The sequence below is a fragment of the Gleimia hominis genome (genome assembly GCF_002871945.2).
GTDB classification, from domain to species: Bacteria; Actinomycetota; Actinomycetes; order Actinomycetales; family Actinomycetaceae; genus Gleimia; species Gleimia hominis_A.
Map to the genome: position 1 here is coordinate 466,572 of NZ_CP126963.1, position 25,921 is coordinate 492,492.

Annotated in this window: 22 protein-coding genes; 13 read left to right on the top strand and 9 right to left on the bottom strand. The window is 58.6% G+C overall.

Features of this window, described 5'->3' with window-relative positions; all coding sequences use genetic code 11:
* Positions 1 to 16 precede the first annotated feature (16 nt).
* From CJ187_RS02155 to proC, 5 genes are all read right to left on the bottom strand, one after another.
* Positions 17 to 1,894: an AMP-dependent synthetase/ligase gene (locus CJ187_RS02155; protein ID WP_102215958.1), complete on the bottom strand. Its 1,878-nt coding sequence runs from the start codon at positions 1,892 to 1,894 to the stop codon at positions 17 to 19.
* A gap of 17 nt (positions 1,895 to 1,911) precedes the next feature.
* Positions 1,912 to 4,584 carry a valine--tRNA ligase gene (gene valS, locus CJ187_RS02160; protein ID WP_102215957.1) on the bottom strand — a complete coding sequence of 891 codons (2,673 nt, stop codon included), beginning with the start codon at positions 4,582 to 4,584 and terminating at the stop codon, positions 1,912 to 1,914.
* A 190-nt stretch (positions 4,585 to 4,774) separates the two neighbouring features.
* Positions 4,775 to 5,551: a tryptophan synthase subunit alpha gene (gene trpA, locus CJ187_RS02165; protein ID WP_102215956.1), complete on the bottom strand. Its 777-nt coding sequence runs from the start codon at positions 5,549 to 5,551 to the stop codon at positions 4,775 to 4,777.
* Positions 5,544 to 6,734 carry a tryptophan synthase subunit beta gene (trpB, locus tag CJ187_RS02170; protein WP_102215955.1) on the bottom strand — a complete coding sequence of 397 codons (1,191 nt, stop codon included), beginning with the start codon at positions 6,732 to 6,734 and terminating at the stop codon, positions 5,544 to 5,546. Before trpB ends, trpA begins: the two co-directional genes overlap by 8 nt.
* A gap of 595 nt (positions 6,735 to 7,329) precedes the next feature.
* Entirely contained in the window at positions 7,330 to 8,133 is an 804-nt protein-coding gene (proC, locus tag CJ187_RS02175; protein WP_102215954.1) for a pyrroline-5-carboxylate reductase, read from the bottom strand.
* Positions 8,134 to 8,248: 115 nt separating this feature from the next.
* Here proC and CJ187_RS02180 point away from each other — a divergent pair, with 115 nt between their 5' ends.
* Complete coding sequence (locus tag CJ187_RS02180; RefSeq protein ID WP_102215953.1) at positions 8,249 to 9,058, top strand: ComEA family DNA-binding protein; 810 nt, start codon at positions 8,249 to 8,251, stop codon at positions 9,056 to 9,058.
* On the top strand, positions 9,049 to 10,557 hold the full coding sequence (locus tag CJ187_RS02185) for a ComEC/Rec2 family competence protein (protein ID WP_102215952.1): 1,509 nt from the start codon (positions 9,049 to 9,051) through the stop codon (positions 10,555 to 10,557). Before CJ187_RS02180 ends, CJ187_RS02185 begins: the two co-directional genes overlap by 10 nt.
* On the opposite strand, the gene CJ187_RS02190 is transcribed toward CJ187_RS02185, so the two are convergent.
* Entirely contained in the window at positions 10,495 to 11,334 is an 840-nt protein-coding gene (locus CJ187_RS02190) for an aldo/keto reductase (RefSeq protein ID WP_102215951.1), read from the bottom strand. The genes CJ187_RS02185 and CJ187_RS02190 overlap by 63 nt on opposite strands.
* Before the next feature lie 271 nt (positions 11,335 to 11,605).
* Here CJ187_RS02190 and holA point away from each other — a divergent pair, with 271 nt between their 5' ends.
* Positions 11,606 to 12,586: a DNA polymerase III subunit delta gene (gene holA / locus CJ187_RS02195; RefSeq protein ID WP_102215950.1), complete on the top strand. Its 981-nt coding sequence runs from the start codon at positions 11,606 to 11,608 to the stop codon at positions 12,584 to 12,586.
* Between the two features lie 185 nt (positions 12,587 to 12,771).
* Here the strand turns inward: holA and rpsT are convergent, their stop codons facing one another.
* Together rpsT and CJ187_RS02205 are read right to left on the bottom strand one after the other, a co-directional pair.
* Complete coding sequence (gene rpsT / locus CJ187_RS02200; RefSeq protein WP_102215949.1) at positions 12,772 to 13,032, bottom strand: 30S ribosomal protein S20; 261 nt, start codon at positions 13,030 to 13,032, stop codon at positions 12,772 to 12,774.
* A gap of 319 nt (positions 13,033 to 13,351) precedes the next feature.
* Positions 13,352 to 13,951 (bottom strand): hypothetical protein, encoded by a 600-nt coding sequence (locus CJ187_RS02205; RefSeq protein ID WP_146003052.1) that lies wholly within the window; start codon positions 13,949 to 13,951, stop codon positions 13,352 to 13,354.
* Positions 13,952 to 14,336: 385 nt separating this feature from the next.
* Here CJ187_RS02205 and CJ187_RS02210 point away from each other — a divergent pair, with 385 nt between their 5' ends.
* From CJ187_RS02210 to hemW, 4 genes are read left to right on the top strand one after another with little or no spacing between them, the layout of a single operon-like run.
* Positions 14,337 to 15,185 (top strand): hypothetical protein, encoded by an 849-nt coding sequence (locus CJ187_RS02210; protein ID WP_102215947.1) that lies wholly within the window; start codon positions 14,337 to 14,339, stop codon positions 15,183 to 15,185.
* A gap of 53 nt (positions 15,186 to 15,238) precedes the next feature.
* The gene (gene lepA / locus CJ187_RS02215) at positions 15,239 to 17,110 is read left to right on the top strand and encodes a translation elongation factor 4 (protein WP_102215946.1); all 1,872 of its coding nucleotides are present in this window, start codon (positions 15,239 to 15,241) and stop codon (positions 17,108 to 17,110) included.
* Positions 17,070 to 17,867 (top strand): tRNA (guanosine(46)-N7)-methyltransferase TrmB, encoded by a 798-nt coding sequence (gene trmB / locus CJ187_RS02220; protein WP_102215945.1) that lies wholly within the window; start codon positions 17,070 to 17,072, stop codon positions 17,865 to 17,867. Before lepA ends, trmB begins: the two co-directional genes overlap by 41 nt.
* Positions 17,864 to 19,066, top strand: coding sequence for a radical SAM family heme chaperone HemW (hemW, locus tag CJ187_RS02225; protein ID WP_102215944.1), 1,203 nt, complete (start codon positions 17,864 to 17,866; stop codon positions 19,064 to 19,066). The genes trmB and hemW overlap by 4 nt, the downstream gene beginning before the upstream one ends.
* A gap of 127 nt (positions 19,067 to 19,193) precedes the next feature.
* On the opposite strand, the gene CJ187_RS02230 is transcribed toward hemW, so the two are convergent.
* On the bottom strand, positions 19,194 to 20,066 hold the full coding sequence (locus CJ187_RS02230) for a DUF3097 family protein (RefSeq protein ID WP_102215943.1): 873 nt from the start codon (positions 20,064 to 20,066) through the stop codon (positions 19,194 to 19,196).
* Positions 20,067 to 20,196: 130 nt separating this feature from the next.
* Here CJ187_RS02230 and hrcA point away from each other — a divergent pair, with 130 nt between their 5' ends.
* The 6 genes from hrcA to CJ187_RS02260 all read left to right on the top strand — a co-directional run bounded on the left by hrcA (position 20,197) and on the right by CJ187_RS02260 (position 25,918).
* Positions 20,197 to 21,210: a heat-inducible transcriptional repressor HrcA gene (gene hrcA / locus CJ187_RS02235; protein ID WP_102215942.1), complete on the top strand. Its 1,014-nt coding sequence runs from the start codon at positions 20,197 to 20,199 to the stop codon at positions 21,208 to 21,210.
* 15 nt (positions 21,211 to 21,225) lie between these two features.
* Complete coding sequence (gene dnaJ, locus CJ187_RS02240) at positions 21,226 to 22,344, top strand: molecular chaperone DnaJ (protein WP_102215941.1); 1,119 nt, start codon at positions 21,226 to 21,228, stop codon at positions 22,342 to 22,344.
* A 2-nt stretch (positions 22,345 to 22,346) separates the two neighbouring features.
* Positions 22,347 to 23,084 (top strand): 16S rRNA (uracil(1498)-N(3))-methyltransferase, encoded by a 738-nt coding sequence (locus tag CJ187_RS02245; protein WP_102215940.1) that lies wholly within the window; start codon positions 22,347 to 22,349, stop codon positions 23,082 to 23,084.
* Between the two features lie 81 nt (positions 23,085 to 23,165).
* A complete protein-coding gene (locus CJ187_RS02250; RefSeq protein WP_102215939.1) occupies positions 23,166 to 24,176 on the top strand; it encodes a PhoH family protein in 1,011 nt (336 codons plus the stop codon).
* A complete protein-coding gene (gene ybeY, locus CJ187_RS02255; RefSeq protein ID WP_102215938.1) occupies positions 24,173 to 24,625 on the top strand; it encodes an rRNA maturation RNase YbeY in 453 nt (150 codons plus the stop codon). Before CJ187_RS02250 ends, ybeY begins: the two co-directional genes overlap by 4 nt.
* A gap of 3 nt (positions 24,626 to 24,628) precedes the next feature.
* Complete coding sequence (locus CJ187_RS02260; RefSeq protein ID WP_233187293.1) at positions 24,629 to 25,918, top strand: hemolysin family protein; 1,290 nt, start codon at positions 24,629 to 24,631, stop codon at positions 25,916 to 25,918.
* Positions 25,919 to 25,921 lie beyond the last annotated feature (3 nt).

The following is a 25,921-nucleotide window of genomic DNA, read 5'->3' on the forward strand; positions in this document are numbered from 1 at the left end:
GAGGAGTAGGCGAACGCTAGTTCTGCGCGTCCGTAACCGGCCCGCCGTACAGATCGTTGATTTCGTCTTCGAACTGACGCAACACGAGCTCGCGTTTAACTTTCAAAGACGGAGTCAGTAAACCGTTTGCCTGCGTAAAATCCGTGGTCAAAATCTTGATCTTGCGGATCGATTCAGCCCGGGACACAGCCTGGTTAGCCCGTTCCACCGCCCGGTTCAACGCGCTTTGCACCTCCGGTTCATTCACCGCCTGGCTCAGCGTGAGTGGGGGAAGACCATGGTTCTTCAACCATCCCGGCAGCATTTCCGCATCCAACGTCACCAGTGCACCGATGAACGGGCGCTTATCACCTACCACGACCACCTGCGAAATCAGCGGGTGTCCACGCAAGCGGTCTTCCAAAATGTTCGGTGCTACGTTCTTCCCACCGGCGGTAACAATCAACTCTTTCAACCGACCCGTGATCCGCAAGTATCCGTCGCGATCCAGCGAACCGAAGTCGCCGGTGTGGAACCAACCGTCCTCATCTATCGACTCTGCGGTGCGTTCCGGCAAATTATGGTATTCAGAGAACACGGACGGGCCCTTCACAAGGATCTCCCGGTTTTGTGCTATCCGCACGTTCACAGTGGCAATCGGTTTGCCAACCGTGCCGATCTTACTTAAATCGGGGGTGTTAACCGCCAGGGGAGCAGTCGTCTCCGTTAAACCGTAGCCTTCCAAAACGGTGACCCCCATGCCGCGATAGAAGTGGCCAAGCCGTTCACCGAGCGGGCCACCACCCGAAATGACGTAGTCAACATTGCCACCAAGCAGGTCCCGCAGTTTGCGGTACACGAGCGCGTCCGCCAGCTGATGTTGAGTCTTTAACACGCGCGAAGGTCCCTCTTCAGTGCTGAGCGCACGCGAGTACTCAATCGCCGTTTTAGCTGCCCACGAAAACGTTGTGTGCTTCAACCCCGTCCCCGCGGTTTGCTGCGCGGAGTTGTAAATCTTCTCTAGCACCCGAGGAACCGCCAGTAAATACGAAGGTCGGAACGACTCGAGGTCCGACAGCAGGTTCTTTGTGTCCGGCGTGTGTCCCAGCACACCCTCACCGGTAAGCTGGAATACCTCCAAAAACCGCGCGTAAACGTGGGCGAGTGGGAGGAACAGCAACAGGCGAGACTTAGAGTGCTTCGCAATCTGTGGCATCCACTCGTGCCCGTTTAGGCACAGGGACGTGAAGTTAGAGTGCTTCAACTCCACTCCCTTAGGCTTCCCAGTTGTCCCAGACGTGTAAATAATCGTTGCGGTGTCGTCGATAGTTAGTTCCGACAGGCATTGCAGGACGCGTTCTTGAGGTACATCCGCAGCGTCTGCTGTTACCCGCAGCATCGCCGAGTTATCGAACGAGAAAATCTTGAGGCCCTCCACGCCACTGGAACGTGCAGCCTGAACCAACTGGTACATGACCATCGTTTCAGTGAACACTACTTTAGCGCGTGAATCCTCAAGAATATGCGCAATCTGATCCACCGAAGAAGTCTCGTAAATGGGGACAACGACAAGGCCCAAAGACCAGCCCGCGACGTCTAAGAGCGTCCACTCGTAGCGGGTGTGCGACATGATCGCAATCGCGTCCCCGCGCTTGAGTCCCATCGCCAAGAGGCCGCGCGCTACGGTATCCACCTCATCAATGAACTCACCGCCCGAAACGTTGCGCCACGTGGAACCCATCTGCGACTTCTGCGCCACCACCGTGGCCTGCGGATTAGCGCGAACGCGTTCGCGAATTAGGTGCGCGATCGTCTGCTCGGGTTCAACCGTGCGTAAAATCGGTCCGTGCCACTCGACCACATCCTGCTGGTCACCTGTGCCACCACTCAAGTTCGCTTCAGTTTCTGCTGTCATATACCCGTTCCTCAAACCTATTTCTTGCGTTTAACCCGAGGTGGGGCAACGCCCAATTCGTAATCACTCACCACAATCTCATCGCCCGACGAAGGCACAACCTCCATCTGACCCTCCACGTGAGTAACTTTAGCGAGATCTTCGCGCACCATCTCAAGTAACTCCACCTGAGCGGTAGGAACCTCAAGAGACACTTTCAGATACGGAGTGCGCGGCGACACTTTCTTTTCGGACTTGATTCGGCGCAACTTAATCAACGCTGCGGACGCGGTGTGCAGCACGTTTGGATCACCATCAACCCCATCTAGCTCAATCAGCGTGGGCCACTGTGCAGTGTGGACGGAACCAGATCGGTACCACGACCACACCTCTTCTGCGGCGAACGGCAAGAACGGGGCGAACAAACGCACCATCGTATCCACCACAATCGTCAACGCACACCGCGCCGAAACTGCCTGCGACGCGTTCCATACGCAGTCGCGGTTGTACGCGCGTTCTTTCACCAGCTCTAAATAATCGTTGCAGAACGTCCAGAAGAACGTTTCCGACACCGACAGTGCGCGCGTGTGATCAAAAGCCTCGAACGCTTCCGTTGCCTGCCGCACAACCTCACGCAGTTGCGCAACTACCGCCCGGTCGATATCTTCCGTCACGTGCAGCGGGTTGAGGTCCAAATCCGCACCCTGCCCCATAGTTAACGCGAACTTTGAGGCATTAAGCAGTTTGATCGCCAGCCGCCGTCCGATCTTCATTTGCGCTTCGTCAAACGCCGTGTCGGCCCCCAGTCGGGCGGACGCCGCCCAGTAGCGAACCGCGTCGGAACCATGCTTTTCCAGCAGCCCCATGGGGGTCACCACATTGCCTTTAGATTTCGACATTTTCTTTCGGTCCGGATCTAAGATCCATCCCGAAAGCGTAGCGTGCTTCCACGGGAGTTCGTCAAACTCCAGGTGGGCACGCACCACGGTTGAGAACAACCAAGTGCGAATAATGTCGTGCGCCTGCGGACGCACATCCATTGGATAAACCTTTTCGAACAACGCGTCATCGTGCAGCCACCCACCTGCAATCTGAGGGGTCAGTGACGACGTTGCCCACGTGTCCATAATGTCTGTTTCCCCGATGAATCCGCCGGCTTGCCCGCGCTGGTCCTCAGAGAAACCCTCTGGCACATCCACGGTCGGATCCACCGGAAGACGCTCTTCCGCCGGGGTGATCACGTTGTCGTAATCCACTTCACCATCGGCATCCACGCCGTACCACAGGGGGAGGGGCACCCCGAAGAATCGTTGCCGGGACACCAACCAGTCTGAGTTCAAACCCTCCACCCAGTTTTGGTAGCGAACCGACATGTAATCCGGGTGGAACTGGAGTTGCTTCCCGCGGGCCAGCAGTTCCGCGTTCAACGATCCCTCACAGCCGGGTCGCGTGTAGTCGCGCCCACCGTTGCGGATATACCACTGCCGCGACGTGACAATCTCCAGGGGCTTATCGCCTTTCTCAAAGAAGTTCGTCATCCGCTGCGTCGGTTCCGGTTCACCTTTCATTTCCCCGGTTTCAGCCAGGTGCTCCACCACGACTTTCCGGGCGGAGAAAACGGTTTTACCAGCACATTCGGCGTACAGGGCGCGGCCGTCCTCATCGGTAATCCAATCGGGCACATCCTGTTTTATCCGCCCGTTGCGTGCTAACACGGGGCGGGTCGGCAGGTCCAGTTCGCGCCACCACTGCACGTCGGTGACGTCACCGAACGTACAGCACATCGCGATCCCCGCCCCCTTGTCCATCTCTGCCGCCGGGTGCGAGAGCACGGGTACCTCAACGTTAAAACCGGGGGAGCGCACAGTAGACCCAAACAAATCCTGGTACCGCGCGTCATCCGGGTGCGCAATCAAGGCAACGCAAGCCGGAAGCAGTTCCGGACGCGTCGTCTCAATCAAGACGTCCGCCCCATCCGGCTTGTGGAACGCTAACGCATGGTAGTGACCCGGGTACTCGCGCGCCTCCAACTCAGCCTGCGCCACCGCCGTCTGGAACGTCACGTCCCACAGTCCCGGTGCCTGCGCTTGATACGCTTCCCCCCGCGCCAAGTTACGCAAAAACGCGGCCTGCGCTACTTTCTGCGCCCGCTTCCCAATTGTCTGGTAGTTGTGATCCCAATCTACCGACAAGCCAAGCCGCCGCCACAGGGCCTCAAACGACTTCTCATCCTCAACCGTGAGCCGCTCGCACAACTCCACGAAATTCTTACGAGAAATCGGGACTTGGTCGCGGTTTTTAATAGATTTACCCGTCCCACCCTCATGAGGGGGTGTGAAACTCGGATCGTAAGGCAAAGACGGATCGCACCGAACCCCGTAGTAATTCTGTACCCGACGCTCCGTAGGAAGACCGTTGTCATCCCAACCCATGGGGTAAAACACGGACTTACCACGCATGCGCTGGTAGCGGGCGAGCGTGTCCGTGTGCGTGTAAGAAAAAACGTGACCCACGTGCAGAGAACCCGACACAGTTGGGGGAGGAGTGTCTATTGAAAACACTTGCGAGCGGTCCACGTCCTCATTGAACGCATACACATCCGAATCATTCCAACGCGTCGACCACTTTTCTTCTAACCCATCTGCGCTCACCCGATCGGGAACCGTGGGAGCGGGGAGTGTGCGCTGTATCTTAGATTGTGATGCGGACATTACCGTGTCGATCTCTTCCTCTACGTCGGATAAACCTGGTGCGCATACCGCAAAAGGATACGCGCTGCCAATCTTACCAACTTTTACCCCCTAGACGCGCAACCGATTTCATCGCGCTAATCTCACAGCGTTGTTTTCACAACTCTGTTCTCATAGCGCCGCTTTCATCGCTTTTTTCACAGCGCTGGTTTTATAGCGCCGCTTTCATCTGCGTAACGTAGCGCCCAACCGATTCCTCAAGGTGCTCCGGGTCGGTCTTGCCCACTAGTTCCATTAGTGCTGACCCGACCGCGATCCCGTCTGCCAGTGACCCCAGCTGCTGAGCCTGCTCAGGGGTGGTGATGCCCGTCCCCACAACACACGGGATATCGGTATGGGACCTGACTTCCTGAAGCATCGCCTCAACATTCTTTGCGGTATCCGCTTGGATCCCCGCCCCGCCGAGGGAGGCCATGACGTAAATGAAACCTGGCGCCCCCGAGGCAATAGCTTCAATGCGGTTCTTCGACGTTGGCGCAACCGTTCTGATCAGCGCGATTCCACTAGCCGCACACTGCGGTGCGAACTCCGCGCTTTCCTCCAGAGGAACATCGGGAATCACGAGCCCATCTACCCCCACCTCGCGACACCGATTCAAGAACTGCTGCGTTCCGTAGCAAAATGGGACGTTGGCATAGGTTGACAGTACTATCGGGACGGACACGTCTGCACGCAGGTCCGCCACGAGGTCCAGGACATCGTCGGTGCGCGTGCCTGATTCGAGCGCTGCTGCGCACGCCCGCTGCATGATTGGCCCCTCCGCAGTCGGGTCGGAAAACGGCACCGCTATCTTCACCAGATCCGCGCCCACTGCCACGGCAGCACGAACCACGCGGTCCGTGTCCTCAAGGGAAGGATATCCGGCCGTCACGCACGGCACGAACGCTTTCCCGCAGTCAAAGGCTGTTTTAATACGAGTGTTATTCATGGATATCCTCCCCGCGGTAACGAGCGATCGCCGCCACGTCCTTGTCGCCGCGGCCCGACAGGTTAATCACAATAATCTGATCTTGTTCCATCGTGGGAGCGAGTTTCATTCCATACGCGACCGCGTGTGCGGACTCAATCGCGGGAATAATGCCCTCAACGCGCGACAAATACTCAAATGCCGCCACGGCATCCTCATCCTCCACTGGCACGTACTCGGCCCGGCCCACATCCTTTAGGTACGCGTGTTCCGGCCCCGCCCCGGGGTAATCCAAGCCCGCGGAAATGGAGTAAACAGGGCGGATCTGGCCCGCGGAATCCTGGCAGAAATACGATTTCATGCCGTGAAAAATCCCCACCGACCCGGTGGTCAGCGTGGCCGCGGTATCGGGCGAATCAACACCGCGCCCCGCGCCCTCACAACCAATAAGACGCACACTCGGATCAGAAATGAAATGATAAAACGCGCCAATCGCGTTGGAGCCCCCACCGAAACACGCCAGCACCGCGTCTGGCAAACACCCTTCGGCCGCGAAAAGCTGCGCCTTAATTTCGCGCGAAATCACCGCTTGGAAATCGCGCACCATGGTTGGGAACGGATGCGGCCCCATCACAGAGCCTAAGCAATAGTGCGTATCTTCCAGGTTCGCGACCCATTCTTGCATGGTCGCAGACACGGCATCCTTCAACGTCGCGGTACCCGCAGTTACGGGCACCACTCGCGCGCCCAAAAGCCGCATGCGATACACGTTCAAAGCTTGTCGGCGCGTGTCCTGTTCGCCCATGTAGATAACGCAGTCCATACCGAACAGGGCCGCTGCCGTAGCGGTCGCGACCCCGTGTTGACCCGCCCCAGTTTCTGCGATCAAACGAGTTTTCCCCATTTTCTTCGCAAGTAACGCCTGTCCGAGCACGTTGTTGATTTTGTGTGCCCCAGTGTGGTTCAGGTCTTCGCGTTTCAAGTAAATCTTTGCCCCACCCAGTTCCCGCGTGAGGTTACGCGCGAAGTACAGCCGGGACGGGCGGCCCGCGTAATCATCCAACAGTGCTTTCAGCTCCGCGTTGAATCCGGGGTCTTCTTTGTAATAGTTGTATGCCTGCTCGAGTTCGGTGACGGCATTCATGAGGGCCTCTGGTATGTATTGGCCTCCGTGAATGCCAAAACGTCCAGTTGTAGTAGTCATTCGTTTTCCTTTGGCGTGTAGTCTTAAGCGTGCTGTACAGACGCGTGTGTTAAGTAAAGGTGTTCTTAGCGCAGTTGGTGATATTCACCGGGTGCAGCGCCATTTACGTTCGCAAGCGTTTTCCGCTCAGGAAACGTGCTTTAGCACCAGTTTTTAGCGCAATCCATGCTTGGGTGTGCGGACATTTAAGTGCTGCAGAAAGCCTTGCGAAAAAGCTGCGGGGAAAAGATTAAAGTTTGAAGAAGGTTCTGAATGCGTGCTTACCCACGCCAGCGGGCAGCAGCATTAAAGGAACTGCTACGCCATCGCCACTGAAACTCAAACTTACGCATGCTTCAACTGTACGGGGTGAAATGAAGCCGCGTTACCCCTGTTTCAAAACTTGAGACGTCAAATGGGGTAGTGGTGAGACACGGGGTGCTGCCTGCGACGGTGCAAACAGCACCCCAATATGCACAAGTGCCTCTATTCCTCCAACTCGGCGTATTCCTCCAACTGGCGGGCGCATTTACCCAACTCAGTGCCCGCATTTACCCGAGTACAGGGCCGGGTTATCCAATCTAGCGGCCGGGCCTACTTGGGGGAGCGGGGTTGTTTACCCGAGTTCGTTGTCGCGTTTTACCGCGGCGTCGACTGCTTTCACCAGCGCCGGCGCCAACCCAGCTTCTTGCGCCGCCAACAATCCGGCAATCGTGGTGCCCCCTGGTGAGGACACCCGATCCATCAAGTTCGCCGGAATCTGCCCTTCCTGTAATTCTGCCTGCACGAGCGCTGCGGAACCCAGCATTGCCTGCGCCACGATCCGAGTAGCAGCGTCCTTACCCAACCCGTGTTTAACCCCGGCGCGGGCCAGGGCGTCGACGATGGCGTACAGCCAGCACGGTGAACATCCCGCGAGCGCAGCAAATGCCGCGAACTGGTTTTCTTCCACCACCATCGTCTTGCCCACAGCGCCCATTAGTTCTTCCGCCTTCGCCACCTGTTCATCACCCGCGTGTTTACCAGCAGCAATCCCCGTCATGGACTGCCCGATTTGCGCGTTCACGTTAGGCATTACGCGCACCACCGGCACGTTACCCACATGATCTTCAATAGTGCTGGTTTTAATTCCCGCTGCCAGTGAAATAACTGTTTTTTCGCTCGTGAGGGACTTCGCAATCTCGTCTGCTACCGCGGTGATCCCAGCGGGTTTTACTCCCAGGACAATGAGGTCGCACGTCTTTGCCAACTCGCTGTTTGACTTGGCCGCGTGAGCGCCAATGCGTTTCGCTAGCGCGGGGGCACTCTTCCCGGACCGGTCGGTGAGCCACACGTCTTCGCCGGATACCGTGCCAGACTGTACGGCTCCAGAAGCGATAGCACCAACCATGTTGCCGCTGCCAATAAACCCGATGCGCATGTGTGTCTCCTTACCTGTGGACGAATTACTTACACAGTTTCGATACAAAACACTCTATCCACAACCAGGTGATGGGGCGCGCGCAAACAACCGTCAGAGCCGCAGAATATGAACTATGGACTACGATCCTTCGAAACTAGCGCAACTGCGTGAACGTGTTTACGCCCGGCACCGTGAGGGCGCGGACCTCACGGCTTCGCACGCAGTGCAGCGGCCCCTGCTGCGGTTCCTCCCGTCGCCACTGGCGGCTATCGCGCTCGTTACAGTGCTGTGTATCGCACTCGTGCTCGTGTTCGTGACCGGTGGGTTCAGTCAAAGTTCACGTGCAGACGGTGATGCGGACGGTGCGTCGACCACCGGTAAGGACGCCGATTCTAGCGGGCAAGCTGACAGTGACCAATCACAGGTATCGGGGCCCGCGGCGCAAGCTTCAGCTCAGAGCTCAGAACCAGGCGTGGGGCCGAGCGGGTCGGCGTCTGGCACAATGGTCGTGCAAGTATCGGGCGCGGTGAAAACCCCAAAAGTGGTGAAAATTCCAGCGGGTAGCCGCGGAGTTGATGCCGTCGATGCGGCCGGCGGGCTTGCAGAAAAAGCCGACCTTAGCTCTGTCAACCTAGCTAAACCCCTAAGTGATGGCGAACACTTGCACGTAGCGAAAGTTGGGGAAGCGCCTCCGGCTGCGGCGGCGGCCGGAATGGGAGGAGCGTCGGCCGGTCCAACTGGGAACGCGGGCGCGGGATGCGTAAACATTCAGCAGGCAGATGAGGCTACCTTGCAAACTCTCAACGGGGTTGGACCGGCACTGGCTAAACGCATCCTTGACTACCGGGCGTCGAACCCGCTGCGCTCACCACAGGACCTGCAGAACGTTAGCGGGATTGGACCAAAAAAGTTTGAATCCCTCAAGGAACAGTTGTGCCCGTAACCTACCGTCGGTATGTGGACCTGCGGCTCCTGCTACCAGCCGCGAGCGCGTGGGCAGGAGCCGCATACGGAATCACCGCGACACTATCGGACGGGCGTGCACAGGTCGTTGCCCTCACCCTGGTGGTACTGATCAGCTCGGTAATAATCGGGGTGCGGCCGTTTGCCCGGCGCGGAAAACACGCCCGATACCCAACTGGATCCGCGTCCTTACTGGGCGTACTCAGCGGGTTTTGTTTCCTAGCCACGGCCCTCAGCGGCACGCTCACCGCAACTACTTACATGAATAATCCCTTGTACCACGCCAATGGACAACGAGTGTGCGTTCACGGAGCTGCACAGAACCCAAAACAAACGGAGTATTCGACGTGGCTGACCGCGGTAGATTTGAGGGCAGCACGCGGACAAGTGGTTTTGTCAACGAAAACCCGCCCACCTGTGCACGCCGGCGACGCAATTCGCACGTGCGGCGTGCTGCGTTCTTTCGGCGCTGCACCAACTTATGGGATTATTAAACCCACCGCGCTCCAACCGCTTCCGGACACGGGGATTCGCGCTCAGCTGCGCGCCGCACTGGAACAGAACACAAAGGCCCTCACACCGGACCAGCGGGGCCTCATCGCGGGCATGAGCATTGGTGACTCCAGCATGCTGTCAACCGAAACCGGGGCCGCTATGCGCACCACCTCCACCACCCACCTCACCGCGATTTCCGGCACGCACCTGGGAATAATTCTTGCCACAATAAATCTACTAATCCCCGGGCGGGGGAAGATAAAAGCCACCACTATGCTCGGGGCACTGCTGATGCTCGTTAGCGTAGTGGGGCTGCAGCCATCGCTCGTGCGCGCCGGTACCATGTGCCTAGCAGTGACGGTCGGATCACAACTGGGACGAACTGGCCAGTCATTGAGCTCACTATGCGCCACCGTGATTTGTTGGCTCATCATAAACCCATGGCTGGCCCGCAGCTACGGCTTCGCACTATCAGTGTGCGCAACAGTTGCCGTGCTGTTCGTACTCGAACGCGAACGAACCGCCGCGGCCCAGGGAAGAGTCAAATCCTCCGGCATACTGGGGCGCATCTGCGGTTTGTTCGCCGTGGGGCTCGCAGTTCAAGTGTTCACCACTCCGCTCCTACTCACCATGACCGGCACGTACCCACTATTCGCAATCCCAGCGAACATCCTCGTGGCACCCGCAGTAGCCCCCACCACACTCTTGGGATTACTGGCTTTCATTTGCCCAATCCCCGCACTCAGCACCGCGACCGCCCACCTGGCGAGCTGGAGTGCCCAATGGATTATCCAGGTAACAACCCTGCTTGCCGAGCTTCCTCACGCCAGCTTGCAAGGAAACAGCGCGCGAATTGCATGCGTCATCACAGTGGTAGCTGTGCCGATCGGATGGTGGGTGTGGGCGCGTTACCGCGGGCGCTCACCACTCCTCATGCACCATTGGATCACGCGCAAACCGACCACCCGTATCCAACAGCGCTAACGCATCCATCTGCGCATCCGAAAGAGAGAAATCGTAAATCGCAAGGTTTTCCCGATTCCTCTCCGGTTTCGAAGACACCGACAGGGGAACCACCCCGCACTGCAGTGCCCACCGCAACACAACCTGCGCGGGAGACCGCCCCACCTGCTGCGCAATATTCACCACTAAATGCTGCGTCAACAGATCCTCACCGGGGCCCAGAGGCCGCCACGCCTGCGTAACAATCTGCTTAGAACGGTGATAGTCCCGGGCACTGCGCTGCTGAATCACCGCTGACAACTGAATCTGGTTCACCACCGGGCAAACCCCAGTGTGCTCAATCAACTCATCAATCTGGCTGGGAAGAAAATTCGACACCCCAATGTGCTTCGTTTTCCCTTCCTCACGCAGCTTGATCAACTCCTCCCAGGTGCGCAGGTACAGGCCACGTGAGGGGTTAGGCCAGTGAATAAGCGTCAGATCCACGTACTCTAACCGCAGGCGACGCAACGACTCCTCCAACCCCGTGCGGGTCGCCTCCCCCTGATCACCCCCAGCAATTTTTGTTTGCACAAACAAGTCCGACCGCGCCACCTGGGACCGCTTGATAGCCTCGCCCAACGCGGCCTCATTATTGTACTGAGCAGCCGTATCGACCAGGCGGTGACCATCGCGCAAAGCCTGCGTAAACAACTCCACACCTTTCAACCCCATGTGCGGGTAGGTGCCTAAACCAGACGAGTATATTTGCCCGCCATCGAGCAGCGGTAGTTGAAAAAGCCCTGGTTGATTCGTCATAACTCCTCCTCGTAAGTATCCGAAAAACAACCTTCCCCTTCAGACTACGAGAAGTGGCGCGCAACAGCGCACCATAAACACTGCCCGGCCACGAAGTGCCAAAACCCCCGGCGTCAACCATCCAGTGCCAAAACCCCCGGCGTCAACCATCCAGTGCCAAAACCCCCGGTGTCAACCATCCAGTGCGAAAACCCCAATATCAAGGGCTGGTGCATCCATCCCGGCGCCAGCGGGTTCGAAAAAAACTGGGGGGTGTGGCATTGTTTTAACCATGGCACGGAAGAAAACAGGGGCGCAAAACTGGACTGCTGCGCGTCTGGCACCGGTAGTTTTAGTTAAATCCGAAGAACCCTTATTGGGCGACCGCGCGGTGGCGAACCTGCGCGGACAAGCGCTCAAGAAGAATCCGGATCTTGACGTGCAAACCCTTGACGCGCCCCGTTACGAAGGCGGTCAGTTACAGATCCGCACCTCGCCCTCCCTATTTGAGGAACCACGGTTCATCCTGGTAGATGACGCGCAGGACTACCCACCGTCCCTCGTGACTGACACGGCGCAATACCTGGAACAACCGCTCGCGGACACCACGGTGGTGTATCGCCACAACGGGAAAACCGGTAAGCGGAAACTTCTCGACCTGCTTTCGAAAGCCCAGGTCCCCACCTATGAGGCGCCCGCGATGACACGGCTGCGCGACAAAATGGCGTTCATTGAATCGGAAGTGCAGACACAAGGGCGTAAAATCGAGCGTTCTGCCGTGCAGATGCTAGTCGACGCCCTCGGATCGGACGTAGCGGAACTAGTGGCCGTGACCCACCAGCTCCTAGCGGACGTAAACGGAACGATAACCGAGGCAGATGTGCGCCGATATCAGGCAGGAAAGGTCGAGACCACGGGGTTTGCCGTGGTAGACGCGGCGGTGTCGGGAAATCTGGCTAGATCACTCCTTTTGTTGCGGTCGGCTTTGGCGCAGGGAATCGCCCCCGCGGCGCTCACGGGTGCGGCGGCCATGAAGATCCGTCAGCTCGCGAAAGTGTCAGTGCGGCCGCGTCCCACAGCGCGTGAGTTGAAGATGGCGCCATGGCAAATCGACAGGGCCGCGCGCGAACTCCGCGGGTGGAATGAAACCCGGTTAGCCCAGGCCGTCAACGCGGTTGCGAAAGCAGATCATGAGGTTAAGGGCGCATCTAAAGATCCGCATTACGCCCTCGAATGCATGCTGAAAACTATCAGTGGGCGCGTGCGCATGTGAAGACGAGTGCGGATGAAAACTATCAGTGGGCGCGTGCGCATGTGAAGAGGAGCAGGGGTATGAAAAAAGAGCGGGACGATCCCGCTCTTTTTCTTCACGTGTCTGATCCGATTCCGCGATTGCGCGTGAACCAGAATCTCACAAGCTGTGTTAGAACACTTTTACCAGGCGCTATGGCGCCGACGTTACATAGCGTTAACCTGCTTGGCCAGTTTTGACTGGCGGGTAGCAGCCTGGTTCTTGTGAATAACACCTTTGGAAGCTGCCTTGTCGAGCTTCCGGCCTGCCGCACGCAGAGCTTCCTGCGCGGCCTCCTGATCACCAGCCGCGATCGCCTCGCGCGTGCGACGCACGTAGGTCTTCAACTCAGACTTAACAGACTGGTTGCGTAGACGACGCTTCTCGTTCGTCTTGTTGCGCTTAATCTGAGACTTAATGTTTGCCACAGTGTTTACACTCTCTTTTGTCGATTACAGGGTCGGTGAGGGCGCGTTGGGTCTTGGACTAAAAGTGGGGGACACTCGAGCGCGAAAAACCCAACCTCATCCCGGAACCCGACCAGGTCCAGAATTCAGTCATTAACTCTACCAGTAAACGCCTCTTGCTTGATAGTGGGATCCGCGTCAAAACAAGTGAAGGTGCTCACCTTAACCCGTAGCACCGGAACGTAATTGCCCAGGAAAATAGCAGATAACAATTCCGCTCCTTTACTTAACAGGCCCGTAGCGCTAACTACCGCTACTTCACTAAGCCGGACCCGTTTCGTTAACCGATAGAGGCGATCAGCAACCCCACCGCAGTGATAAGTGTTAGCGCACCCGTGATTGGAATAGACACGGCGGTCAGCACAAAAGACGCCAGCGTGTAGCGGAAATCCTGGTTGAGCCACTGCGCATCGTAATCGGGGGCTAATAAGTGGCGTAGACTCCGCTGCGCCGCTTCGATGCGAGGAAAAAACCGGGCGGTGCGCCTAGAGTATTCGGCGCGTGCACTGCCGATTCGCTCCCCAGTTTGACGTGCGGCCTCCTGCAGTCGCTGCGCAGGCTCAGACGAAGAGTCGTCCACGGTAACCACTTCGCGCGGGCCCGAACGAGCAATCGCTTTTGCCAACGAGTACCGCCGGTAAGCGAAGAAACCGGTGCATGCAAGAGCAGCGGCAGCGATGACGAGCATAATCCACCAGCCGGCACCCCCATATAACGCTGCGCCCAGCATGTTCGCTACCGCTAGCACTCCAGCGCTAAGTAAAGCCAGGCGAATCAGAAGCCGACCCGGTACCGAAACTGCGTTGCGCGTAAACCGCTGCTGCGCATTACTCGCAGCCACAGGGACCGGGGGATTCTTGTGATCGTCAAACGAGTGCACAACCTCACCTTCCATAACTTAGAGAACGAGACTCATCAGATTTGAACTACCTCGCCGCACCGACCCCACCTAAAGCTGAGAGACCAAGCCTCAAACCGGGGTGATGACGGATAGCAGTCTAACTCAACCACCTGAAAGACAGCTTGACCCCCTATAGTGGGTGCTACCCACGCGTTTACCCCAAACCGAATGGAGCGGACAGCACCTCAAGAACAAAAACCGTCTTGCGAAACTACACAACGCGCGCCGGTAGGCAGAAAAGTTTGCGTTGCAAAACGAAACGTCTTGCTTTGCAGGACAAAACGGTTTGCAGCGAGCAATCGGCAACTAGAAACCAGCGGCTAGAAAACAGCTAAGAGTCAGCGAAACACAAGGAGGCCTCGGAATGGAAGCAGTGTCAATCCCCGCGGTGCGTTCCGCCCTAAAGGTCGTGTACACACCGGGAATTACTATTGATTCTCCAATCGGGCTGCGCAACGACCCACTGACCGCAACAATCCTGCAGCGAGGCCGGGAATGGTCAAAAGAACTGTGGGAAGCACGCTACCAACGCACCCCATCGGAAATGCGTGAGTACGCACAGTGGCTAGAAGACGCCGACGGACTCGCGTTCACCGAATGGAGTAAACGCGCGTTCGCGCTCGCGGGCGCATACGAGGTGATCGCATCCGCCTGGGAACGGGAAGTGCTAACGGAAGAAGAAGACCGGGCTCGCGCACAACTACAAGCCATGGCGGATCGGGCACAGCGAATTCAAACAAACCAGCACTGGCTGTGGATATTCGCTTGCTTGCTCGTATTCTGTGGTTTCTTCTTTGTGGGGCCCACAACTAGCGCCGCATTAGTGGGATTGCGCATCGTGCTGTACGGCGCAGCTGGCTTGCTGCTGGTCGGCTACGGGCTCGCCCGCTGGTACGTGGGGCATCTTGACCGCAAAGCGCAAAAACAGGGGGTTACCCTCGCGCAAATCCGCCACCAGCAAGTCACGAAACCACAGCTTTGGGTTGGGGAAGGCCTGTCGCACCAACGCATCCTAAATTTCGCGAACTGGGCCCTCATGTCGACCCCGCCGAAGAATAGCTTTATTCCTTTAGATCCCCCGGTGCCTCAGGAATATGAAGGGCCGGAGGCAGAAAAACTCGACGAATGGCATACGCAGGTACTGGACCTGGCGCACCGGTGGTACCGCGAGTGGCGGGCGAAATATGATCAAAAGGGCGAGGGAATTCGGTAAATCCGTGAGTGCATGCAACAATTGCGCACAGCAGTAGTGAAAGGTGGGGTCAGTTGCCTCAAGTTACGGATGGGCAGTTAAAGTCTATTGAACCGGGACGAACGGATCCGAAGTGGATCCGAAACTTCTGCATCATAGCACACATTGATCATGGGAAGTCCACGCTCGCGGACCGCATGTTGCAGCTAACCGGAATCGTGGAGCAACGCCTAATGCGTGACCAGTACCTAGACCGCATGGAGATTGAACGCGAACGCGGCATCACAATCAAATCCCAAGCGGTACGCATGCCGTGGGCGGTGGATGGGAACGCGTACGCGTTGAATATGATTGACACGCCTGGTCACGTCGATTTTACGTATGAGGTATCCCGCTCACTCGCCGCGTGCGAGGGAGCGGTGCTGTTAATCGACGCAGCGCAGGGGATTGAAGCGCAAACACTGGCGAACCTCTATCTGGCGATGGAACACGACCTCGAGATAATCCCCGTGCTCAATAAGATCGACCTGCCGGGCGCGATGCCAGAAAAACACGCGGAAGAGATCTCGCAACTCATCGGCTGTGATCCGAGCGATATCCTCCAGGTGTCTGGGAAAACTGGGGCGGGAGTAGAGGAGCTGCTGGACGCGATCATTGAACGCATCCCAGCGCCAACGGGTGGCGACGGACCAGCGCGCGCACTGATTTTCGACAGTGTTTACGACATTTACCGCGGGGTCGTGACCTACATCCGGGTGGTCGACGGGGAACTGAAACCCCGCGAGCGGGTGCGGATGCTCGCCACCGGCACGCATCACGAGGTGTTGGAACTGGGGGTTATCTCCCCGGAACCAACCGGTACCAAAGGTCTGGGCGTGGGGGAAGTAGGGTACCTAATTACCGGGGTGAAAGACGTGCGCCAGTCGAAAGTGGGGGACACTGTCACCACCGTGGTGCGGGGCGCGGATGAACCCCTGCCGGGCTACGAAGAACCCCTCCCAATGGTGTACTCGGGCATCTACCCGATTGACGGATCGGACTTCCCGGTGCTGCGGGAGGCGCTTGAGAAACTCCAGTTGAACGACGCGTCCCTCACTTTTGAACCCGAGTCGTCTGCGGCACTTGGATTTGGATTCCGCTGCGGCTTCTTGGGGTTGCTGCACTTGGAGATCATCCGAGAGCGGCTTGAACGCGAGTTCGACCTCGCGCTTATCGCCACCGCGCCGAACGTGATTTATGACGTGGTGGCTGAAGATGGGACGACGGTTGAAGTGACGAACCCGTCGGAGTTTCCAGACGGGAAGATCGCGCAGGTGCGCGAACCGATTGTGGATGCCACGATCCTCACGCCTTCGGACTACGTGGGGCGGGTAATGGAACTGTGTCAAGACCGGCGCGGGGACATGAAAAACATGGAGTCCCTGTCGCAAGATCGCGTGGAGATCCACTACACGCTGCCACTTGCCGAAATCGTGTTCGACTTCTTCGACCAGTTGAAATCCCGCACCCGCGGGTACGCTTCTTTGGATTATCACAGTGCGGGTGAGCAGGCAGCAGACTTGGTTCGGGTGGACATTTTGCTGAACGGCGAGCAGGTGGATGCGTTCTCGGCGATCGTCCACCGCGACAGTGCCTACCAGTACGGCGTGATGATGACGAAGAAGCTGAAGGAACTGATTCCCCGCCAGCAGTTCGAAGTGCCGGTACAGGCCGCGATTGGCTCAAGGGTGATTGCTCGCGAGACGATTCGGGCGTTGCGCAAGGACATGCTGGCGAAGTGTTATGGCGGCGATATTTCGCGTAAACGGAAGCTGTTGGAAAAGCAGAAGGAAGGCAAGAAGCGGATGAAGGCGATTGGGCGGGTCGACGTGCCGCAAGAGGCGTTCATCGCGGCCCTGACTTCGGATGCGCCGACCGGTAAGTCTGGTAAATCTGCGGGGAAGTAGTGTGGATATAAAGTACCCGGCTCGAACCAAATCGTTTGCCCGGCGTGGGCGGCCTTTACATGATGCGATGGAACGCGTGTGGGCCGAGCACGCGGAGGAGTACGTTGCGCACGTGCCGCGCGATGGGGGTCTGACCACGGTGGATCCGCAGTTCCAGTTAGATCCACAGGTGCTTTTCGCCCGCGTCGCCCCGCTCATAGTAGAGGTGGGGACCGGGAACGGGGAGCAGTTGGTTGCGTACGCGCAAGCGCACCCGGATGTGAACTGTCTAGGGCTTGAGGTGTGGCGCCCGGGGTTGGCGAAAACAGTGGCGCGGGCCGTGCGGCAGGGCGTGCATAACCTCCGGCTGGTGGAGGCCGACGCCGCGCAGGCACTTCCGACCTTGCTGCCGGAGGCGTGCGCGCGGGAGGTGTGGACGTTCTTCCCAGACCCGTGGCGCAAAGCCCGGCATCGCAAACGCCGGTTGGTGAACGAGGAGTTTGCTGGTACCGTGGCGCGTTTGCTGCAAGATAGTGGGGTGTGGCGGCTAGCTACGGACTGGCCGGATTACGCGTGGCAGATGCGGGACGTGGTGGAAGCTAGCGCGTGGTTTGAAAACCCGTATGCGGGTGAGCGCGTTGCAGAGCAGGATCCGCGGGGTGCGCACGGTGGGTTTGCACCGCGGTTCGCGGATCGGATTCGCACGCGGTTTGAAACCCGGGGAGTGGAAGCGGGCCGGGTAGCCCGCGACGTTGTGGGAGTGCGCGTAGAGCGGTGACTTTTTCCGTATCCCCACGCAGCATCGAACCCGGTCGCGATTTAGCGCTGTATATTCACGTTCCGTTTTGTACGGTGCGGTGTGGTTATTGCGACTTCAACACGTACACGCGCGGTTTCGGTGCGGGCGCGGATTTGGATTCGTACCACCAGTCGGTTTTGGCCGAAATTGACCTGGCCGCCCGCACCCTGGCCCCCTTTGAGCACCGGCCGGTTTGTTCCATTTTTTTTGGAGGCGGCACCCCGTCTTTACTGGACAGTAGCCATCTGCAGGTTATTTTGGACTATGTGGCGACGCGCATCCCGGTGGCTGCGGATGCGGAAATTACGCTTGAGGCCAACCCGGATACTGTGGATGCGCAGCGGTTCGACAGGATCGCGGCCGCGGGCGTGAACCGGATTTCGATGGGGATGCAGTCGGGGGTCAAACACGTGTTGGATACGTTGGATCGCACGCACGACCCGGACCGTATTCCCAGCCTCGTGCAAGCGGGGCAGCAGGCCAGTCTGGACGTGTCTTTAGATCTGATCTACGGCACCCCGGGGGAGAGTCTGGAAGATTGGCAGTGCAGTATAGAGACCGCCTTGGCGGCGCAGCCGGATCACATTTCCACATACGCCCTGGTGATTGAACCCGGCACTAAGATGGGGCGCCTAGTGCGCAAGGGGGATTTGCCGCAGCCAGATCCCGATGACGAGGCCGCGAAATACGAGATTGCAGACCGGATGCTCAGCGCCAACGGGTACGCGTGGTACGAGATTTCTAACTGGGCGAAACTAGAGCCCGGTGAAACTCGCGGCCAAACGGACCTGACGCACGCGTCCGTGCATAACCTCGCGTATTGGAAAAACGCGGACTGGTGGGGAGTGGGCCCGGGCGCACACTCTCATCTGGGTACGACCCGCTGGTGGAACCGCAAACACCCGCGGGCGTGGGCGGATTCACTAGCGGCCGGAGAGCCGGCTGCGGGGAGTGAAGAACTAACGGCTGAGGACGAGTTGTTGGAGCGCGTCATGCTCAATATTCGCACCGCAGACGGGTTAGCCCTCACCGAGATTCCCAGGCCACTGCGCGGGCGCGTACAAGAGCTCGTGGGCGATGGATTAGTTGACCCGGCGCAGGTAGAGAACGGCCGCGCGGTATTGACCCTGCGGGGCAGGCTGCTAGCGGATTACGTAACGCGCGTGCTCACCCCCTAGCGCAGGCTTTCCCCTAAGTACGGGGTTTTAGCTGCATCCGGACTTTCCATTGGGCCGGGGTTGCACAGATTAACGTTGGGTGCGGTCCAGGTGGCGCCAGAGGCGTGTTCCGCGATGCTGAGTTGCGCTACTTAGTGCCCGGTTCAGTAACGAAGTCGATCAGTGCTTCCACGCATCCGAGCAGTGGCGCCTCGAGGTCCCGGTAGTCGCGCACTTGAGCGAGAATAGCCTGCCAGCCCCTGCCCACATCTTCGCGGGTTTCATGTGCTAAACCAAGTGCTTTTAACGAGGCAGTTTTAATATCCACGCCGCGCGGCACATCAGGCCACTTTCGTAAGCCTACCCGCTGCGGTTTCACCGCCTGCCACACGTCCACAAACGGGTGTCCGAGCACCAGGACCGCATCGGGCCACCGCTCCATAACTCGCTTTGCAATCCGGGTTTCTTTCGAACCGGCAACCAGGTGATCCACCATCACGCCCACCCGCTGGGACCGCGTGGGGCCAAACACCTCAAGAAGATCCTCCAGGTGGTCGACGCCTTCCAAAAACTCCACTACGACCCCTTCGAAACGCAGGTCGTCCCCCCAGATTTTTTCCACCAGTTCCGCATCGTGGCTACCTTCTACGTAGATGCGGGAGGCCCTGGCTACGCGCGCCCGCTCCAGGTGCGCAGCGCGGGAACCAGACGCCGTCCGACCCGGCTGCGCCTGCTCTTTCCCCTGCCCGTTCCTCTTTCCCTGAGGCGCAGTGAGCTCAACCGGTTTGCCATCCACCCAAAAACCCTTCCCAAGGGGGTACGAGCGGAGCCTGCCGCGCCGGTCCTCCAACTCAACTAGGTGCACGCCCCCGGATTTCTCTACGCGCACGACCGCGCCCACGAAACCGTCCGCTGGAACCTCAACCACTAGGCCTCGGTCCGCGGGGAGCGGATGCGGCTCGGCCACGTTAGCGCGGTGCGGGTCAGAGCGCAGAACATCGGATCCATAACGGTCAAACATAGCCCCTAGACTAATCCATGAGCGATCACTGTTAGCGCAAAACTGGCGGCGGCGTTCGCGATCTATCACTGAGCGCGGTAAGGTTAGCACTCGGAAGGTAAGAGTGCTATGCGTTCGGAGGGGGTTGACCATGAGCACGCACGCAAGACGGTTAGACGTGCTGCGGGCAATTGTGTCCGACTATGTCTCTACCCGCGAACCAGTAGGCTCCGCGATGCTGGCGCGCAAATACGACCTTGGGGTGTCACCCGCAACCATCCGCAACGACATGTCAATCTTGGAAGAAGAAGGCCTAATCTTCCAACCGCACACTTCCGCTGGGCGGATCCCAACGGTTAAAGGCTACCGGTTGTTCGTAGACCAACTTGCGGAGTTCAAACCACTGTCCGCGCCCGAACGGCGCGCCCTAGAGGTGTTCCTAACGGACGCCGCAGATATAGACGATGTCGTAGACCGCACCGTGCGCCTCCTCTCGCACCTCACCCGGCAAGTCGCGATCGTCCAGTACCCCCAGCACGTGAGCGCGAACCTCGTGGGCATAGAACTGGTCCCAATTGGGGCGGGCAGACTGCTCGTTATCGTAATCGCAGACGATGGGGAAGTGGCCCAACAGGTAGTGCCCGACTTCGCGACAGACACCGAACAGATCCACAAACTTCGGGAGCACTTCAACCAGCAGTTGGTGGGCGCTCCACTGGAGCAGGTCGTCGCGCAAACCGACGTGCTGACCGACGTGGACACGCCCCTGCTTCCCGTTGCCACCGCAATCAGCCAAGCCATCGCGGCAGCATCGGATCGTAAAGTAGATGACCGCATAGTAGTGGCCGGAACCGCTAACCTAGCGCGGTCCGGAGTGGATTTTCGCCACACAATAGTGCCAGTATTAGACGCGCTAGAAGAACAAGTTGCCCTGCTGCGCCTATTTTCCGCGCTCCCAGCCGACAACGTCACCGTCTCTCTCGGCCGTGAAAACCAACACGCCGGGCTCAGTGAAACAGCCGTTGTGGCCGGATCCTACGGAGATGAAACCACCACCGCGCACCTGGCGGTAGTGGGCCCCCTGCGCATGGACTACCCCGGCGCCATGAACGTGGTGCGCAGTGTCGGACAATACCTGTCACACTTCCTCAAAAATAAACGGTAAGCAAGGATTAACTTAATGAACGAAGATTATTACGAAATATTAGGTGTCTCGCGGACCGCATCCACCGAGGAGATCAAGAAGGCCTATCGTAAACTCTCCCGCAAACTCCACCCTGACATTGCGGGCCCCGAGAAGGAGGAGGAGTTCAAACGCGTCTCCGTGGCGTACGAAACTCTCTCAAACCCACAAAAACGCCAGCGCTACGACATGGGTGGAAGTGCGTCTGGGGCAAGTGGCTTCGGTGGATTCGACATGGGCGACATGTTCGGTGACATTTTTGAAAGCTTCATGGGAGGCATGGGGGCGAACGCGTCCACGGGCCGCAGCCGCCGCGGGCAAGACCTGCTGAGCGTAATGACAATCGACCTGAAAACCGCGGCGTTCGGAGGCACCGAAGAAACCACCATTAACACCGCTGTCGTGTGCCCAACGTGCGAGGGATCATGTGCGAAACCGGGTACGTCCCCACGCACCTGCTCGCAGTGCCACGGCTCCGGGACCGTGCGGCGCGCCCAAAACACGCTGCTGGGCACCATGATGACCTCCGGACCCTGCCCCGCCTGTGGTGGCCACGGCACCATCATCCCTGAGCCCTGTGACGAATGCTCCGGTGAAGGCCGCGTCCATGCTAAACGCACCGTGTCCGTCGACATTCCCGCCGGGGTCAGTGCCGGCACCCGCATCCGCATGTCTGGCGAAGGTGAAGTTGGCCCAGCTGGCGGACCCGCCGGTGACCTGTACATAGAGATCCGCGAAAAACCTCATGATATTTTCACCCGTTCGGGCGACGACCTGCTCGTCACCCTGTCCATCCCCATGACGCTCGCGGTGCTGGGCACGACCGTGCCGCTCGAAACGCTGGATGGAACGGAAGAAATCGAGGTGAAACCAGGGTCTCAACCGGGGGAAGAAATCGTTTTGAAGGGGTACGGCGTGGGACATCTGCACCGCAACTCCAGAGGTGACATTCGGATCCGTTTGAAAGTGGAGATCCCCAAGAAGCTCAGTGCGCAAGAGCGGGAAGCTTTCGACGCATTCGCAGCCTTGCGCCCGGAGGCCAGTGCAAAAGCCCAAGAACACGGTAAACCGGGTGGGTTCTTCCAGTTCCTGCGCGAGAAGTTCGCGGGTAACTAGCCGTGACTGCGCCCGTGTTTTTCTCGTCCGTACTCGCGGACCCGAGGGAAGTGGTCCACCTGGATGCGCCAGAGGCCAAGCACATGCGGGTCATGCGCATTGCGGTGGGGGAAGCGGTTGACCTAGTCGACGGGCGCGGTACTCGGATGAGCGGCACCTACCTGGGCCAAGGACGGGTGCGCGTGCAAACCCGCGTTGAAGAGCCGGTGGTATCGCCGCGCATCACCCTGGTGCAAGCGCTCGCCAAAGGTGGGCGGGATGAGCAGGCAATCGAAATGGCCACAGAAGTGGGCGTGCACCGGGTAGTTGCGTGGCAGTCCGAACGCGCCATCGTCCGGTGGGGGAAGTCGGCATCGAAAGAAACGGCTTCCTCAAAAGTGGACCGAGGGCTTGCGAAGTGGCGACGCACCCTCGAGGCAGCTACGAAGCAGTCGCGGCGTTCACGCATCCCGGATTTGGACTACGCGGCCGACCTGAACGAGCTGCTTGCAACACTGAAAGACCACCGGATAGTGGTGCTTCACGAGGCCGCTGAGTTACCGATTGAACAGCTCGACCCCGCGTTGCTGCGCGACCCCATTGCGATAGTGGTGGGTCCGGAAGGCGGCATCACGGACGCGGAGCTGACTGGATTAACAGCGGCGGGTGGGCGCGCATGCGTGGTTGGGGACACGGTGATGCGCTCTTCCACCGCAGGTACCGTTGGGATCACTCTGGTACGTCACCTGGCGCGGGCGTGAGACAGTTCGCTCATGCGGCGCGTTAACCGAGGCCGCGCGGTAGAATACGAGTGAGTCAACGAAAGGGTAGTTTAGCGCCGAATGACCGCGAACAGCACAGAAGAAGATCTGAACGTCAGTGACGTAGTTACCATTCCGGAGCAAGTGGAGCCCGTGCGCGTCCTCGGGACGGCCGATCAAGTGTTACGCACCCTTCAGACCGGGTTTCCGCAAGTGTCTATCTCTTCCCTTGGCCACGAGATTACTGTGCGCGGGCCCGCAGCTGACGTGTCGACTGTGGCAGACCTCGTGCGCGAACTTATTTCTGTCGCACAAACCGGGCAGCATTTGGATGCGGCGACAGTGCAGACCGCGATTGATTTACTGCAAGGCAGTGGGACGGTGGCGAATACTGAAGCGATTTTGACGGTTAAGGACCATCAGATCCGCGCGAAAACCGATGGGCAGCAGCGGTATGTGAACATGATTGAGCGGTCCACAGTCGTGTTTGGCATTGGCCCTGCTGGCACTGGGAAGACGTATTTGGCGATGGCGATGGCGGTGAACGCGTTGCTAACCGGTCAGGTGCGGCGCATTGTCTTGACGCGTCCAGCGGTTGAAGCTGGGGAGTCCCTCGGGTTCCTTCCAGGCACTCTCACCGAAAAAATCGACCCGTATTTACGTCCCCTTTACGACGCATTGGGGGACATGGTGGATTCTGAGGCTCTGCCCCGCCTGATCGCTTCCGGCACCATTGAAGTCGCGCCGCTCGCGTACATGCGTGGCCGCACCCTAAATGATGCGTTCATTATTTTAGATGAGGCACAAAACACGACCGCGTCGCAAATGAAAATGTTCCTTACGCGACTTGGGTTCGGGTCGAAAGTGGTGGTGACTGGGGATGCGACGCAAGTGGATCTACCCGGTTCGGTCCGCTCTGGATTAGCGACTGCGAGGGATATTCTGGATGGCATCGAGGGAATCGAGTTTTGCCAGTTGACGTCCGCGGACGTGGTGCGCCACCGGCTCGTGTCACAGATTATCGACGCGTACGATAGGTGGAGTGAAGAAAACCCGCAGCCAGTTAACCACAACAGGAGCCGCCGCAGATGAGCATTGACGTTGCTAACGAAACTGAAGTTCCCATCGAACTGGAAGACTTCACGCGCGTTGCGGAATACGTGCTGACGCAAATGCACGTTTCTACCGAGGCGGAACTGTCGATCCTGTTCATTGACCCCGATCCGATGGCGGACCTGCATGAACGCTGGCTAGACCTGGAGGGACCCACGGACGTGATGAGTTTCCCGATGGACGAGTTACGTCCCGGCACAGCGCAAAAACCTACCCCACCGGGCACGCTCGGGGACATCGTGGTGTGCCCACAAGTTGCAGCGCAGCAAGCGTTGAGCGCGGGCCATTCGTCAATGGAAGAAATGTTGCTGCTGACTGTTCACGGGATCTTACACCTTCTTGGATACGACCACGCAACCAAAGCAGAAGAAGCTGAAATGTTCGGTCTGCAACGCCACCTGCTGCTCACGTTCTTGGCCCAGAGGTAACGCGTGACACTCCCAGTGGGCTTCCTTGTAGCTGGAAGCGTGGTGATGCTGTGGCTGGCCGGAGTGCTCGTCGCAGTCGAAACCGCACTCGGTAGCCTCACCCGCGCCGCGATCGAAGACCTAATCGAAGAAGGCCGAAAGAAAGCGCGCCGCCTCGACCAGGTTTTTGAACACCGCCGCCGCGCCATGCTCGCCGCCCGGGCGGTGCGTATCGGAGTGCAAATGGTGGTTGCAGCTGCGGTCACTCTAGTGATTGCGGCAACCGGTTGGTACTGGTGGGTGGTTCTGCTCGGGTCGATTTTCTTAAACTGGATCCTCACCTACTTGCTGGTGTCGTTGCTTCCACAGGCGATTGGCTACCGCCGGCCCGCCTCAGTGGCCCTTTCTGCCACCGGCTTGCTTGAACTGCTGCTGCGCGCCTCCCACCTGCTCGACCCCGTGTTTACACTCGTTAAGAACCGGATCCCACCCGCCGCGCAGACCGACGCGCAAGTGCGGGCGGCGATGACTGAACAGATGCGGGAAGTTGTCGACGAAGTGGGGGACCCGGACGGGTTCGAAGCCGAGGACCGGCAAATGATGCGCAACGTGTTCCAACTTGGCCACACGTACGTGCGGGAAGTGATGGTGCCCCGCACGGACATGATCACCATTAACGCGGATACAAGTGTGGATAAGGCGCTCGGACTATTTGTGCGCTCCGGATTCTCACGCATTCCCGTTATCGGGGATGACATTGATGACGTCGTGGGCATCCTGTACTTCAAAGACGTGGTGTCGAAAATGCGTTCGCGTCGCGTAGACGTCACCCGAGCCGTGCGCGATGTGTGCCGCCCACCCCACTTCGTAGTGGAAATGAAACGCGCGGACGACGAACTGCGCCTCATGCAAAAAGAACGCGTCCACATGGTACTGGTGGTCGACGAATACGGTGGAATCGCGGGCCTGCTCACGATTGAGGATTTGATTGAGGAAATCGTGGGGGAGGTGCGTGATGAGCACGACCGGTTCGAGGTGGAACCGCAGCAGCTGGAACCGGGCGTGTGGCGGATTTCGACCCGACTTGGGTTAGATGAGTTGGGGGAGCTGCTCGGGATGGAACTAGAGGATGAGGACGTGGACTCCGTCGGTGGACTACTAGCGAAAACCTTGGGTAAGGTACCATTGCCGGGGGCGTGTGCGACTGCCCTGGGGGTGGAGATGGTCGCGGATGAAGCAGTGGGGCGCAGACGCCAAGTTCGGACTGTGGTGGCTAGAAAAATGGAGGACGAGACCAGTGAACTTTCCCAGTGATGA

Excerpts from the sequence above, each read along its gene's own strand:
- trpA (WP_102215956.1), bottom strand. The coding sequence starts at position 5,551 with ATGAATAACACTCGTATTAAAACAGCCTTTGACTGCGGGAAAGCGTTC.
- CJ187_RS02210 (WP_102215947.1), top strand. The coding sequence starts at position 14,337 with ATGGAAGCAGTGTCAATCCCCGCGGTGCGTTCCGCCCTAAAGGTCGTG.
- ybeY (WP_102215938.1), top strand. The coding sequence starts at position 24,173 with ATGAGCATTGACGTTGCTAACGAAACTGAAGTTCCCATCGAACTGGAA.
- holA (WP_102215950.1), top strand. The coding sequence starts at position 11,606 with ATGGCACGGAAGAAAACAGGGGCGCAAAACTGGACTGCTGCGCGTCTG.
- CJ187_RS02155 (WP_102215958.1), bottom strand. The coding sequence starts at position 1,894 with ATGACAGCAGAAACTGAAGCGAACTTGAGTGGTGGCACAGGTGACCAG.
- valS (WP_102215957.1), bottom strand. The coding sequence starts at position 4,584 with ATGTCCGCATCACAATCTAAGATACAGCGCACACTCCCCGCTCCCACG.
- trpB (WP_102215955.1), bottom strand. The coding sequence starts at position 6,734 with ATGACTACTACAACTGGACGTTTTGGCATTCACGGAGGCCAATACATA.
- CJ187_RS02190 (WP_102215951.1), bottom strand. The coding sequence starts at position 11,334 with ATGACGAATCAACCAGGGCTTTTTCAACTACCGCTGCTCGATGGCGGG.
- dnaJ (WP_102215941.1), top strand. The coding sequence starts at position 21,226 with ATGAACGAAGATTATTACGAAATATTAGGTGTCTCGCGGACCGCATCC.
- CJ187_RS02250 (WP_102215939.1), top strand. The coding sequence starts at position 23,166 with ATGACCGCGAACAGCACAGAAGAAGATCTGAACGTCAGTGACGTAGTT.
- hrcA (WP_102215942.1), top strand. The coding sequence starts at position 20,197 with ATGAGCACGCACGCAAGACGGTTAGACGTGCTGCGGGCAATTGTGTCC.
- CJ187_RS02180 (WP_102215953.1), top strand. The coding sequence starts at position 8,249 with ATGGACTACGATCCTTCGAAACTAGCGCAACTGCGTGAACGTGTTTAC.
- CJ187_RS02230 (WP_102215943.1), bottom strand. The coding sequence starts at position 20,066 with ATGTTTGACCGTTATGGATCCGATGTTCTGCGCTCTGACCCGCACCGC.
- trmB (WP_102215945.1), top strand. The coding sequence starts at position 17,070 with ATGCGCCGACCGGTAAGTCTGGTAAATCTGCGGGGAAGTAGTGTGGAT.
- proC (WP_102215954.1), bottom strand. The coding sequence starts at position 8,133 with ATGCGCATCGGGTTTATTGGCAGCGGCAACATGGTTGGTGCTATCGCT.